This is a genomic window from Nocardioides jiangxiensis (genome assembly GCF_030580915.1).
Taxonomy (GTDB): Bacteria; Actinomycetota; Actinomycetes; order Propionibacteriales; family Nocardioidaceae; genus Nocardioides; species Nocardioides jiangxiensis.
Map to the genome: position 1 here is coordinate 525,132 of NZ_JAUQTA010000001.1, position 13,151 is coordinate 538,282.

Genomic DNA, 13,151 nt, shown 5'->3' on the forward strand with positions numbered 1-13,151 from the left:
AGAGCAGTCAGGAGTCGCTTCACTGGGGGCATCCGTTCGTGAGGCAGTGGACGGCATCCGGCGTTCCGTCCGGGATGTAGAGGTCGAACCAAGGGCCGTTGCCGGAGGCGTTGTCGAGGTAGCGGGCGGAGACGGCGACCTGGTGGATCGCCTTCTTCAGCTCCTTCTCGCGAGCGAGCAGCACGGTGTTGACCGTGTGCAGGTTGCGCAGGAGTGGCCCCAGGGTCGCGTCGTTGTCCGAGACGATGCCGCTGACCGTCGTCGACAGGTGCTGGACGTTGAGGAGGAGCTGGTGGATCTTGTCGCGCCGTCTGACGAGCTCGGAGAGGAAGAGGTTCGAGGCCTTCATGAGCGTGACGAGGTCCGTCGTCGACGCCGAGAGCTGGTCGGAGACGGTGCGAGCAGCTCCGAAGAGGCGCTCGTACTGGGCGCCCTGTCGGGTCACCATGGTCGACAGGCGGGTCACGCCACGCGCAGCGGGACCGAGGTCGGTCCCGCTGGCCCGCAGGGTCTGCGTCACCGCGGCGAGGGCACCGCTCAGCGCCTTCGTGTCGAGGGCCTCGAACTGGTCGGTGCCGTTGTCGATGACGTCCTGCAGGTTGTACGGCACCGACGTACGGCTCAGCGGGATCGTGGCGTCGGCGGGCTCGCCTGACCCGGCTGGCGCAACCGCGAGGTAGTGGGTGCCCATCAGCGTCGCGACTCGCACGGACGCGGTGGACCGCGAGCCGATGTGCACTCCTCGATCGACGGTGAACCGTGCCTCGACGTGCTTGTCCACCAGGTCCAGCGCGGTGACCTCCCCGACCTCCACGCCGGCCACCTCGACTGCCTCACCGACCCGCAGGCCGGCCGTCTGGGCGAGCTCGGCACGGTACTCGCGGCTTCCGAACGAGACGGAGCTCAGCACCACCACGATGGCGCCCAGCAGGACGAGGGAGAGCAGGCCGATGACTCCGACCGTGCGCGGCTCCTTCCACGAGGACTTCATCGACATACCTCCGAGTGACGGTCGGCCGGCGTGCCGACCGGGATCCGGGTGTCGCCGGAGCTGATGGTGAGGTTGCAGACCAGCGTCGTGATCGCGCTCCGGTACGACGTCGAGCGCCCGAGTGCCTCGAGCACGGCACCGAAGTCACCGAACGAGCGACCCCAGGCCTTGCCGTTCGCGGCGTAGGTGCGACTGACCAGTGCCAGCAGACGCAGGTCGTTGCGCAGGTCGGGGCGGATCGCGCTGACCATCCGGTCGGTCTTGCCGATCGCGACCGAAAGCCCGTCGATGCTCGCTCCGAAGGTCCGCCGGTCGCGGGCCAGCCCACTGGTGAGCGAGGCGAGCTGACGCACGGACTGCTGCATCGCTGGACCCGTGCGAGCCACCTCCACCAGCAAGGGGGTGAGGTTCTGGGCGACCCTGTCGAAGAGCTTGTCGCGATCCGCGAGGTAGTTCGTCAGCTCGGTGGTCTGACGGAGCAGTGAGGAGACCGTTCCGCCCTCACCCTGCAGCACCTGCACGATCGACTCGGAGAGCGCATTGATGTCGGCCGGCTTGAGGACCTGGAAGAGTGGGCGGAACCCGTTGAGGAGTGCGGTGAGGTCGAAGCCCGGGCTGGTGCGGTCGACGGGGATCGAGGCGCCGGAGGCGAGCGCGGTGCCGGGCTTCGGGCCCGCGACCAGGGCGAGGAAGCGCTGCCCGATGAGGTTCTGGTAGCGCAGGACCAGGCCGCTGGTGTCGGTGATCTCCTGCTCCCTGGTCAACGAGAACGCCACGCGTGCACGGGCGCCGTCGACCTCGATCCGGTCGACATGGCCGACGGCGACGCCGGCGACCCGCACGTCGTCACCGACACGCAGGCCGCTGACATCGACGAACGTCGCCGAGAAGTGCCGTGGCGCCTCTCCTGCTCCGGCGGTCATGGTGTTGTAGAGCAGGCCGATCAGCAGCACGCCCGAGATCCCGAAGGCGGCGCACTTCGCCGCAAGAGTCCTGAAGCCAGTCATGTCAGTTCCCCGGACAGTTCGATCCGGCGCTGCTGCCGTAGCGGGGGCAGTCGCGGGAGGTGTAGTAGTGGAAGGCGCCCGGGTCCACGAGGCGGATGTCCAGCCGGATGGGACCGCCATCGGTGATGGAGAGGACCTGGTGCATGAGCCGGTTCAGGGCGCGTGACTGCTCCGACACTCCGCGCCGGTTGTCGTAGACGGCGTCCACGACGCCTGCCGACTCGAGGATCGCACGCGCGTACCTGGTCTCCGTCGCATCCAGCAGGTGGTCGCTGTCGTCGACGAGCTGGATCGCAGCGATCAGCAGGGCGTGGAGCTCCTTCTGGTGGCGGACGACCCCGCGGGCGATGTCGGCGGTGTTGTCGAGCGTGGTGATCAGGTCCGGCGCGAGGCGCCGGACGGTGCTCATGTTGATGCGCAGCAGCCGGACGTCGTCACGGAAGAGGGGCATCCTGGGGTTGATGACGGACAACAGGTGGTCGAGCTGGTCGATGCTCGTCCCGAGTTGCTTGCCCTTCCCGTCGAGGGAGGCTGCCAGCGCGTGCAGGACGACCGACAGGTCGGCGGGGCCGAGGGCCGACACCAGCTGGTCGATGCTGTCGAGTGCACGCTGGAGCTCGAGCGTCGGGGCGGAGAGGTCCTGCCTGATGGTGTCGCCGGACGCGAGTGCGGGCGCGGGCCGCGCTGTGTCGACGTTCAGGTCGAGGAAGGACGTGCCGAAGACGGATGCCGGGAGGACTCGCGCCACGACGGAGCTCGGGATACGGCGCAGCGCCGCGTCGTCGATGGAGACGTCGAGCGTGATGTCGCCAGGCCTGCCGGACACGGAGTCCACCGTGCCGACGACGAGGCCGCGCGCCTTCACGTCGGAACCGGCAGTGACACCGCCGCCGATGTTGGCCATCCGGACGTGCACGCGCGCCACGTCGCGCAGCGAGCCGCGGAGTGACAGTCCTGCGGTGCCTGCGGCAACGAGGACGAGGAGGAGCGCGAGCCCGTGGAGCAGGAAGTAGGTCTCGGTGGGCTCGCCGTTCTTCATGAATCGCATCGCGTCACCCCGAGATCCGGAACCCGGGAGTGGTGCCCCAGAAGAGAAGGGTCAGGAACATGTCCAGGAGGACGACGGCGACGATGCTGGCCCTGATCGCGCGGCCGGTGGCTTCACCGACCCCTTGTGGACCGCCGGAGGCGTTGAACCCGTACCAGCAGTGGATGAGGGTGACGGTGATCGCGAAGATCAGGATCTTGATGACCGAGAACGTGATGTCGCGGCCGTCGATGAAGCCCTGGAAGTAGTGCAGGTAGGTGCCCGGCGACTGACCGAAGACGTAGACGACCGTGCCTTCTGCGGCCAGATAGGAGCCGATCAGGCCCACCAGGTAGAGCGGGACGATGGCGAGCATCGCCGCGATGACGCGGGTGGTGACCAGGTAGCGGAGTGAGCTGACGGCCATCACCTCGAGTGCGTCGATCTCCTCGTGGAGTCGCATCGAGCCGATCTGGGCGGTGAAGCGACAGCCGACCTGGGCGGCGAGGGCGAGGGCAGCCACCAGCGGGGCGATCTCGCGCGTCGCGACAGCAGCCGAGATGAAGCCGGTCAGCGGGGCCAGGCCGACGACCTCCAGGCCGCTGAATCCCTCGATGCCGAGCGAGGTGCCGGCGGCGATGGAGAGGAGGACCATCACGCCGATCGTTCCGCCGCCGACGAGGATCGCGCCGCTCCCCCAGGCGATGTCGGTGAACTGGCGCAGCATCTCGTCGGGGTACTTGCGCAGCGTGGCCGGTACGGCGCGAAGAGCGCGACCTGCGAACGTGCTGAACCTGCCGAGGTCGGCCAGTGCGCTGCGGGTGCTTGCCGTCGAGGCCGCCGCGGCGCGCCGCATCGTGGTGGCCGCTCCCCCGCGATCGGCCTGACGGCCGCTCATCACGCGATCCTCTGCGGCACGAGCATCACGTACGCCTGGGTGATGGCGACGTTGACGACGGCGAGCAGGATCACGCTGAGGACGACCGACTGGTTGACGCCATCGGCCACCCCCTTGGGCCCGCCGTGGGCGTTGAGGCCCTTCTGAGCCGCCACGAGGATGGCGATGAACGCGAAGACCAGGGCCTTGAACATGGCGAGCGCCAGATCGGTCAGCTGCGCGAACGACGCGAACCCACCGAGGTAGGTTCCCGCACTCACCTTGCCGCCGCCCACCACGAGCGCGAAGCTCGTCAGGATGGACGTCGTCGCGACAACGGCAGTGAGGACGATGGCGACCGCCAGCCCGGCGACCAGGCGCGGCGCCACGAGGCGCCGGATCGGCGAAAGGCCCATCACCTTGAGCGCATCGATCTCCTCGCGCACGGTCCGTGCTCCGAGGTCGGCCGTGATGGCCGAGCCGACGACGCCCGCGATCATCAGCGACGTCACCAGCGGTGCACCCTGGCGCAGGACCCCGACCCCGTTGACCGCACCCTGCATCGAGGAGGCGCCGATCTGTGCCGAGATGCCGCCGATCTGCACGGCGACGATGACCCCGAACGGGATCGACACCAGGATCGTCGGCAGGAAGGCGACCCGCGCCATGAACCACACCTGGTGGAGGAACTCCGCCCAGGAGAACCGGCGCGTCACGATGTCACCGGCAGCGGCACTCACGGTCTCGCCCGCGAGCAGGATCAGCCGGCCCGTCGTCTCGAGCGCCGTCAGCCCGCGCTCACCGACGCCGCTCACCAGTCCGTGCAGCCCGGTTTCTCGTGTCCGGCTCATGTCTGCGTCCTTCATCTGAGGGGTGGCACTGTCACCTTCTTGATCAGTACTGAATAGATCGTCAGTGACGAACGGCGCGTCAGTCAAGCACTTCTGACGAATTCATCACTAGTCTTGACGAACCAGTGTTCATCATTGACGATTTCATCAATACCGTTCTCTAGCGAAGGTGGACCACTGTCCATGACCGACCCGACACCCGCATGGGCACAGACGACGCGCGAGTCCGCGGAGGCCTGGATCGCGGCGTACCACCGCCACGAGTTCGTCGTGGACGCCCCCTTCCCCGACGAGCCTTCGCTCGTGGTGGGCAACCATGGCTTCGGCGGCGTCTTCGACCTCAACGTCATCGCGATGTCCCGGACGCTCGGACACGTCACCGATCGCCCGCTCACCTATCTGGTGCACCAGATCGCATGGAAGATGGGCTTCGGCTGGCTGGTCGAGCCGCTCGGCTGCCTGCCCGCTTCGGCGGGGAACGCAGCCACGGGCTTTGACGCTGAGCACCATGTCGTCGTCTTCCCCGGAGGCGACGTCGAAGCGGCGAAGCCCTTCCAGAGGCGCAACGAGATCGTCTTCGGTGGGCGGAGCGGCTTCGCACGGCTGGCCATGGAGCGAGGTGTGCCGATCGTTCCGGTCGTGACTGCGGGCGCCGGCGAGTCTCTTCTCGTCCTGTCCGACGGTCAGGGCCTCGCAGCGCGGCTCGGCATGCCGAAGTGGCTGCGCGTCAAGGCACTCCCGGTCAGCCTCACCTTCCCGTGGGGGCTGAACGTCGGGGTGGCCGGCATGGCGCCGTACCTCCCGCTTCCCTCCAAGCTCGTCACTGCCGTCCTGCCGGCGATGCGTCCCCATCCGGACGAGGACGCGGCCGCGTTCGCCGAGCGTGTTCAGCAGGCGATGCAGCAGCGCATGGACGACCTCGTCGCCGACCGACGCTTCCTTCTGGGCTGACCCACACCACTACGGAGAAACTCGCATGAGCAGCAATCCCGCCACCGCCGACGCCGTGACGTCCCCGGTCGTGATCGTCGGCGCAGGCCCGACCGGCGTCACCAGCGCCATCCTCCTGGCCCAGCTCGGCGTGCCCGTCGTCGTGCTGGACCGGTGGGCCGACGTCTATCCGCAGCCGCGGGCTGTGCATCTCGACGACGAGGTCTTCACGATCCTCGACCGCCTCGGCGTCGCCGCCGAGTTCACTGCGATCTCGCGGCCTGCTCTCGGTCTGCGCCTGCTCGACCGTGACCTGCGGGTCCTCGCCGAGATCGACCGCGGCGGCCTCGCTCCCAGCTCCGGCTATCCCCGGGCGAACATGTTCGACCAGCCGGTGCTCGAGCGAGTCCTCCGAGCGCGGATGCACGAGCTTCCGCTCGTCGACTTCCGGGGCGACGTGATCGTGACCGATGTCGCCGAGGTCGGAGACGGCTACGCGGTCTCCTACACCGACCGCACGACCGGCACCGGGCAGACGGTGGGTGCCCGCTTCGTGCTCGGGTGCGACGGAGCCAACAGCATCGTCCGCCAGGCCGTCGGCGCCACGATGCAGGACCTGCGCTTCGAGCAGCGATGGCTGGTCATCGACGTGACATCGGAGAAGACCCTCGACCAGTGGGAAGGCGTGCACCAGGTCTGCGACAGCGGGCGTGCGGCGACCTACATGCGCGTCGGGGCGGACCGGTACCGGTGGGAGTTCCAGCTGCGGGACGGCGAGTCCGCAGCCGACTACGCCACGCTCGATGACGTTGCTCCCCTGATCGAGCCGTGGACCACGGAATCGGACACCTCCGGGTTCGAGCTCGTCCGGGTGGCCGAGTACACCTTCCGCGCGATGATCGCGGACCGCTGGCGACGAGAGGGTCTCTTCCTCCTGGGCGACGCTGCGCACCTGACGCCGCCGTTCATCGGCCAGGGCATGGGCGCCGGTCTGCGCGACAGCATGAACCTCGCCTGGAAGCTCGCCGGCGTCCTGCAGGGCCGGCTACCTGAGGATGTCCTGGACAGCTACGAGCCCGAGCGCAAGCAGCACGTCGACACGATCATCCGTCTCGCGAAGCTGACGGGTGTCGTGATGACGTCCGGCGGGAGGGTCGGCAACGCCCTCCGCCGCTACCTGGCGCCGGCCGCCCTCGCGGTTCCCCGGGCGCGCAGGCGGATCGCCGACAGCGAGACGGCACCGCTGACGCGCTCCGACTGGATCAACGCGCGACGACGCGATCGCCTCGCCGGGCGCCTGGCGCCGTACGCCACGATCTCGCGGCTGAACGGCGGGTGGAGCACCGACCAGCCGTTCCGGCTGATCACCACCACCGAGCTCTCCTACCCGGTCCGGCACGCGCTGGAGGCGCGCGGCTGCCGGGTCATCCGGGTCGAGGCGAGCAGCCCCGCCGGCACCTGGCTGGGGGGCGGTCGCGCGAGGGCCGCGCTCGTGCGGCCGGACGGCACCGTGCTGATGTCGGCCCAGACGCCGAGCCTCGTCGTCAACGAGGCGTTCCGTCGCTTCGCCTGCTGACCCGTGACGAGAAGGGCGGCCGACGCGGCGCGTGGCACGCAGAAGCAGCATCAGGCTTTGCAAGAATCGTCAGAAGTGAACATCGCCGGCCGTTCGTCCACTGCGCCAGCAGACTCGTGAGGGAGAAGTCCATGTCGTCAACGAACGATGCGCCGCGGTCGAACCGCCTGGAGGCCCGCAAGGCCCGGACCCGGGCCGCCCTGATCAAGGCAGCCCAGACGTTGATGGCCGACGGTCGGCAGAACGTGCCGATCCTCGAGATCACCCAGCTGGCGGACATCGGTCTCGGCTCCTTCTACAACCACTTCGCCACGCGGGAGGAGCTGTACGAGGCCGCGGTCCTCGAAGCCCTGGACACGCACGGCGCGGTCCTCGACGCCCTCACGAGCGACATCGCCGACCCGGCTGCGGTGTTCGCGACGAGCTTCCGCCTGACCGGCCGTCTGCACCGCATCGAGCCGCAGCTGAGCGGGGTCGTCCTCGCCATCGGGTCCGACATCCTGCGGCAGAACTCCGGCCTTCTCCCCCGCGTACGACGCGATCTCGAGCGCGCGCGGGACGCAGGACGTTTCGCCATCGCTGACCTCGACGTCACGGTGGCCGTCATCGCCGGCGCCGCGCTGACGCTGGGCCAGCTCATCCACGACGATCCCGAGCGCGACGACGCGGAGACGACGGACCGGATGCTCCTCGACCTGCTGCGGATGCTGGGGGTGAAGGCCAGGGACGCCGATCGCCTCGTGGCCCTCGAGCTGCCCGAGTTCATCGTGCCGGCGCTCGACGCCTCAGCCTGAGGGCCAGCCGACGGCTCCTCAGCCGTTGAACGGCGTGGTCCCGAGCTCGAGGGCCAGGCCGGCGATGCCGGAGTGCGCCTGCGCATAGCGCAGCTCCCTGCCCAGGTCACCCACGCTGTTGATGATGGGGATGCTCAGCCCGAGCGTGGACAGTGTCCCGAGCGCGAGCCCCGGCCCCGAGAGGTACGCACTGCCGGAGTCGCCAGGCACTCCGGGCGTCGGCGACACCAGCGAGTGGGACCAGCCGTCGGCCGCAGCGTCGTCAGAGCGCGCGGTTCCCTGCTGGCGGGAGAACTCCGTGAGTCCGAACCGCAAGCTCGAGTTCCCGTAGCTGTACACCGGGTCTCCGGCAGCGACGCCGTCGGTGTCGATTCCTGTCGGGCCGCCCCAGAACGGCACCGACGGATTGACCTGCTTCGCGTCGGCACTGTCGATCCTGATCAGTGCGAAGTCGTTGTACGCACACGTCGCCGCGTTGTGCTCGTTGTCGTGCTGCATGGCCCGCCAGCTGCTGTAGACGAGCGTGCCCGCGGCCAGGCGCTTTCCCTCGTCGAGCGGCGTACCGTGCTCCCGGAAGATGACCCGGGTCCCCAGCTCGACACTCCCCGTATCGCACCCGTTGGTGTCGGAGGACTCTCCCGTGCTGCCGCAGTGCGCCGCCTGCCCGAGGTACACGCGTGCGTCAGCGTCCGTGAAGACGAAGTTCGTCGTGCACTGGCCGCCACCTGCGGTGTACGCCTGGACGCCGGGCGTGAGGACGGCCTCGCCCGCTGACGCCCAACGGTCCGATCGGCGGGTCAGCGGGGACGCGACCTGCCCGGAGGCCGAGGAGGAAGCCTGCGCCGAGACGCCCGTGGCCACCTCGGTGTCGCAGGCGGACACCGCTGGACCAGCAAGCAGGAGGAGGCCGGTCAGGGCCACGCGCCCGCGGGGTCCGATGCGTCGTGCAGTCGTCATGGTCTTCCTCCAGGTCACGATGGGTCTGATGCCGCTTGTCGATGCTGATGAACGCCCCGCCTGCGCGTCGGCGCCTGTTCTGGATGGCGCCCCACGGGCGCACCGACGTGTCGTTCGTCGGTGCGCCCGTGCTCCCTCCCGGAGCTGTGAGGCCGACGCGGTCGTCAGCGCGTCACGTGAAGGCGCCAGGTGAGTGCATAGGCACCCAGGACCTTGGCAACGCGGGCCTCGTCGACGTCGGGCTCGGCGTAGACGACGGCCTCCACGGACCCGTCGACGACAACGCCGTCCACCCCGTTGACCTCCGGAACGCCCTCGAGCGCCCGGGCGACCTCGTCCCGCAGCGCATCAGCGCGCAGCGGGAGCTTGTAGGGCTTGCCGACGTCGGTTACCGGCAGAGCGTCGCGGATCTCCACCACCTTGGGGGCGGCAGCCTTCTCGGGAACGGCGGCAGCGGCCCAGGCGCGGAGCTCCTCGGCACTCGTCCGGGCCCCGACGGCCAGCGTCACGTAGGCCACCGGCACCTCTCCCGCGTAGGCGTCCGGGCGGCCGACGGCCGCCGCGGCCACCACCTCGGGGTGCGTGAGGAGAGCGTCCTCGATCATCGACGGGTCGATGTTGTGGCCACCCCGGATGATCAGGTCCTTGGCCCGACCGGTGAGGTACACGAAGCCCTCGGCATCGATGCGGGCGAGGTCACCGGTGTCGAGCCAGCCGTCCTTCAGCTTGCCCAGGTCGTCCAGCACGGGACCGGTGCCGTCGTGACCGACGACGTAGCCGGGGAAGACCGTCGGCCCACCGATCACGAGCAGGCCTGTCTCCCCCGCCGGGAGGTCGGTCCACGAGCCGTCGGCCTCGACCTTGACGACCTTGACCTGCTGGTACGGCATGCGCTGGCCGACCGACCCGGGACGGACGTCGTCGGGGAAGCTCCGGATGCTCGCACAGGTCGCCTCGGTCAGTCCGTAGCCCTCCACCAGCGGTACGCCGGTGGAGGAGGTGAACGCCTCCGCGACGGCCCTCGGCAGCGCCGAGGCTCCCGCGACCGCGAAGGCCATCGAGGAGATGTCGGCGTCGACGGGGCACTGGGCGAGCACCTGGTAGACCGTCGGAACGGCGCTCATGGTCGCGATCCGGAACGCCTCGACAATTCGCCAGATCTCCGCGTAGAGCGCGAAGTCGCGGTAGCCGAGTGGCCCGGCCCAGACGACCCGCTGGCCGCGGAACAGCGGAGCCAGCGTCGTCACCACGAGGGCGTTGACGTGGAAGAGCGGGAGCGCGGCGAAGATCGCGTCGTCGTCGTCGAGCAGGTAGTTGGCCGCGATCATCCAGGCGTCTGCGACCTCGTTGGCATGGGTGTGCGCGGCGAGCTTCGGGATGCCGGTCGTGCCTCCGGTGTGGAAGACGGACGCGATGTCGTCTGCTGCCGGCTCCTGGCCGGCGAAGGCGCTGGCCGCCTGCACTGCCGCGAGGTCGTCGAGGTACACGCACAGCACCCCCTCCACCGCGGGAAGGTCCGGGGCCGGGCCGGTCGCGTCCGTGGGGCGGAGCGCCAGCAGCACCGAGACGCCCCCGCTGCGCGCGATGTCGAGTGCGGTCGTCCAGATCGAGGCGTCCAGCTCCGGCCCGGCAGCGATGAGGACCGCCGTGCCCGACCGCTCGAGCAGCGTGGCGGCGTGCTCCGGGTTCAGCCCCGGGTTGACCGGCGCCGCGATGCCCGCGACCTGCGCCGCCAGCGTGGCCGGGATCAGCGAAGCGCAGTTGGTCGACATCAGGCCGACCGCGTTGCCTCGCCGGACGCCCAGCTCGTGGAGCGCGTTCGCGTAGCGGACGACCGATGCGTAGAGGTCGCCGTAGGTGAGGTCGACGTGCTCCTTCCACCGCGAGGCGTCCGGAAGGACCGAGGCCGCCACCTTCGCGGGCCACAGGAAGGCGGCACGGCGGAGGAGGTCGAACGTCGTCGGCGGCAGGTCACGCTCGGCGAGCGGGACCTTCTCGATGTGAGGGAGATCGGCGAAGCCGGCGTACGGCGGCCACAGCGCCGCGCTCATCGTGCCCACCGGACGGTGTTGCGCTGCGTGCCGAGGTCGATCGCACCGTCGGGCGTGGAGACGGTCGCCTCGACGACATCTCCGTCCTGCAGGTACCTGGTGTTCTTCGCCTGCCTCTTGAAGAAGGCCTTCCACTTCACGTGCGCGGGCAGCAGGCTGCCGATCACCTCGATCGGCTTCGGAGGGGCGCTGAGCGCGGTGCCCACCGGCGTACCGGTCAGGAGGACGTCGCCCGCATCGAGGTGCTGGAAGCCGGTCAGGTAGCGGATCGCCTCGAGCGGGCGATAGACCATGTCGTCGCCGACCACCGAGTCCTGGCGGACCTCACCGTTGACGCGCAACGTCAGCCGCAGGTCGTCGAACCGCGCGAGCTCGTCCTCGTCGAGGAGCACGAGCGCCGGCCCGACGGGGGTGAAGGTCGGATACGACTTGCTCTCGAAGAATTGGGTCTTGGGCAGCTGCAGGTCCCGGGCGGAGATGTCGTTGGTGACGACCAGGCCCGCGACGAAGTCAGGCAGGTTCGCGGCGGTGATCTCCGTGCCGACGGGCAGCGCCTTGCCGAACACGATGCCGATCTCGACCTCGTAGTCGAGGAGCTGCACGTGGGCGGGCTTGATGATCTCGTCCTCGGGCCCACAGATGGATCCCGACGTCTTGCGGAAGAACGTCATGGGGATGGTGTCCGGATCCATGCCGGCATCACTGATGTGGGAGCGGAAGTTGGTCATCTGGGCGACGACGCGGCACGGCGCGGTCACCGGTGACACCAGGTGCAGCGTCTCGAGGGGAGTCGCTTCTTCGGCGAGCGCGGCCATCTCGATCGCGCGGCGGTCGGCGAGGAGTTCCCGCGTCGTCGTCGCCGCCGTGTCGATGCGAGCGGCACCCAGGCCGGTCTGCACCCACCAGGCGTCGACAGTGCGGAGGATCGTGGTCGTCATGAACGGGCTACCTTCATCAGGCCGGCGAGGCGCCGGGAGGTGAATTCGTTGTCGTCCCGGAGCGCGGTCACCATCGACCGGAGCTCGCGGTAGGTGTCGGCGCGGGTGGGCTTGATGCCCATGAAGTCAGCGGTCGGCGCCGGTCCCCACTGGGCCAGCCCGGACGCGGTCATGGGCGACCAGCCGGGCTCGAGCGTGCAGTCGAACATGTCGCCGTCGGTGAAGTGCTCGACGAGGAAGCCGTCCGGGTCGCGCCAGTAGTCGAAGATCTGGCTTCCCTCGATGTGGCGACCGATGCCCCACGAACGGTCGTAGCCCTCCTCCAGCAGGAACTCGCCGCCCGCCGCGAGCGCGTCGAGGTCGCTGACCTGGAAGGCGGAGTGCACGTACCGGTTGCGCGGACCGAGGGTGAGCGCGAGCGTGTGGTGGTCGACCGCGACCGAACCCTGGTCACACCGGATGAAGCTCATCGTCGGGCCCGCCTCGCGCTGGCCCTCGAAGAACTTGAAGTCGCTGACGATCAGGCCCAGGTGCTCGAGGTACCAGTCGAGGGTCTCCCGGTAGCGCGTCGACTGGAGCACCACGTGGCCGAGGCGCTCGATGACGGCCGGCACCCGCGGAGGCCGCTGGGTGGCGTTGACACGCTTCACGTCACCGCCGGCGTTGAGGACGTGGGCCGCCTGGGTGCCGAGAGCGGGAAGGTCGTGCGTCTCCGCCACGACCCGGACACGGGCACCGCTGGGGTCGACGAGGTCGACGACCCGCCCGCCGATCGAGTCAGGCAGGGGCCGGACCGCTGCGCCGGTCGCCGACGCGAGGCGGACGAGGTCGTCGATGGCGGCTGCCCGGAAGGCCGATCCGGCGAAGCGCGAGCGCGGCCCCTTGCGGATGATCACGCAGGGCGCGCCGGCGAGCGCGCCACGCAGCTGCAGCTCGGTCGGCGTACGCGCGACAGTGACGAACCCGAAGGCCTGCGCGAACCGCTCCGCACCGTCGAGATCGGGCTTCTCGAACTCCAGCCAGGCGAGGTCGAGCACCTTGATGAGCGGGTTCCGCGCCCGGCCGGGGTGCTCCCCCGCCAGCGCACCCTGCTCGCTGTGCAGGTCGTTGTGGGTGCCGTGGTGGCTCGCGTCGGTCATGCACTCAGTTGAA

At 69.5% G+C, this 13,151-nt stretch carries 12 protein-coding genes; 3 read left to right on the forward strand and 9 right to left on the reverse strand.

Translation table 11 applies throughout. The features are described 5' to 3' along the window. Window positions 1–19 precede the first annotated feature (19 nt). Genes Q5722_RS02610 through Q5722_RS02630 form a run of 5 tightly spaced genes read right to left on the reverse strand, consistent with a single transcriptional unit; the run spans window position 20 to window position 4,753 of the window. On the reverse strand, window positions 20–991 hold the full coding sequence (locus Q5722_RS02610; RefSeq protein WP_305026656.1) for an MCE family protein: 972 nt from the start codon (window positions 989–991) through the stop codon (window positions 20–22). Then, the gene (locus Q5722_RS02615; RefSeq protein ID WP_305026657.1) at window positions 988–1,998 is read right to left on the reverse strand and encodes an MCE family protein; all 1,011 of its coding nucleotides are present in this window, start codon (window positions 1,996–1,998) and stop codon (window positions 988–990) included. Before Q5722_RS02615 ends, Q5722_RS02610 begins: the two co-directional genes overlap by 4 nt. A 1-nt stretch (window position 1,999) precedes the next feature. Next, a complete protein-coding gene (locus tag Q5722_RS02620) occupies window positions 2,000–3,046 on the reverse strand; it encodes an MCE family protein (RefSeq protein WP_305026658.1) in 1,047 nt (348 codons plus the stop codon). Between the two features lie 4 nt (window positions 3,047–3,050). Continuing rightward, entirely contained in the window at window positions 3,051–3,923 is an 873-nt protein-coding gene (locus Q5722_RS02625) for an MlaE family ABC transporter permease (RefSeq protein ID WP_305026659.1), read from the reverse strand. After that, window positions 3,923–4,753 carry an MlaE family ABC transporter permease gene (locus tag Q5722_RS02630; protein ID WP_305026660.1) on the reverse strand — a complete coding sequence of 277 codons (831 nt, stop codon included), beginning with the start codon at window positions 4,751–4,753 and terminating at the stop codon, window positions 3,923–3,925. The genes Q5722_RS02625 and Q5722_RS02630 overlap by 1 nt, the downstream gene beginning before the upstream one ends. Before the next feature lie 183 nt (window positions 4,754–4,936). Between Q5722_RS02630 and Q5722_RS02635 the strand changes: the two genes are divergently transcribed. The 3 genes from Q5722_RS02635 to Q5722_RS02645 all read left to right on the forward strand — a co-directional run bounded on the left by Q5722_RS02635 (window position 4,937) and on the right by Q5722_RS02645 (window position 8,053). Next, window positions 4,937–5,704: a 1-acyl-sn-glycerol-3-phosphate acyltransferase gene (locus tag Q5722_RS02635; protein ID WP_305026661.1), complete on the forward strand. Its 768-nt coding sequence runs from the start codon at window positions 4,937–4,939 to the stop codon at window positions 5,702–5,704. Window positions 5,705–5,729: 25 nt separating this feature from the next. After that, window positions 5,730–7,259, forward strand: coding sequence for a bifunctional 3-(3-hydroxy-phenyl)propionate/3-hydroxycinnamic acid hydroxylase (locus Q5722_RS02640; protein WP_305026662.1), 1,530 nt, complete (start codon window positions 5,730–5,732; stop codon window positions 7,257–7,259). 131 nt (window positions 7,260–7,390) lie between these two features. Beyond that, window positions 7,391–8,053, forward strand: coding sequence for a TetR/AcrR family transcriptional regulator (locus Q5722_RS02645; RefSeq protein WP_305026663.1), 663 nt, complete (start codon window positions 7,391–7,393; stop codon window positions 8,051–8,053). 18 nt (window positions 8,054–8,071) lie between these two features. Here the strand turns inward: Q5722_RS02645 and Q5722_RS02650 are convergent, their stop codons facing one another. From Q5722_RS02650 to Q5722_RS02665, 4 genes are all read right to left on the reverse strand, one after another. Further along, window positions 8,072–9,010, reverse strand: coding sequence for a chymotrypsin family serine protease (locus tag Q5722_RS02650; protein ID WP_305026664.1), 939 nt, complete (start codon window positions 9,008–9,010; stop codon window positions 8,072–8,074). A 164-nt stretch (window positions 9,011–9,174) separates the two neighbouring features. Beyond that, entirely contained in the window at window positions 9,175–11,061 is a 1,887-nt protein-coding gene (locus Q5722_RS02655; RefSeq protein ID WP_305026665.1) for an acyl-CoA synthetase, read from the reverse strand. Further along, window positions 11,058–11,999, reverse strand: coding sequence for a fumarylacetoacetate hydrolase family protein (locus tag Q5722_RS02660; RefSeq protein ID WP_305026666.1), 942 nt, complete (start codon window positions 11,997–11,999; stop codon window positions 11,058–11,060). Before Q5722_RS02660 ends, Q5722_RS02655 begins: the two co-directional genes overlap by 4 nt. Next, on the reverse strand, window positions 11,996–13,138 hold the full coding sequence (locus tag Q5722_RS02665; protein WP_305026667.1) for a VOC family protein: 1,143 nt from the start codon (window positions 13,136–13,138) through the stop codon (window positions 11,996–11,998). Before Q5722_RS02665 ends, Q5722_RS02660 begins: the two co-directional genes overlap by 4 nt. Window positions 13,139–13,151: the final 13 nt, after the last annotated feature.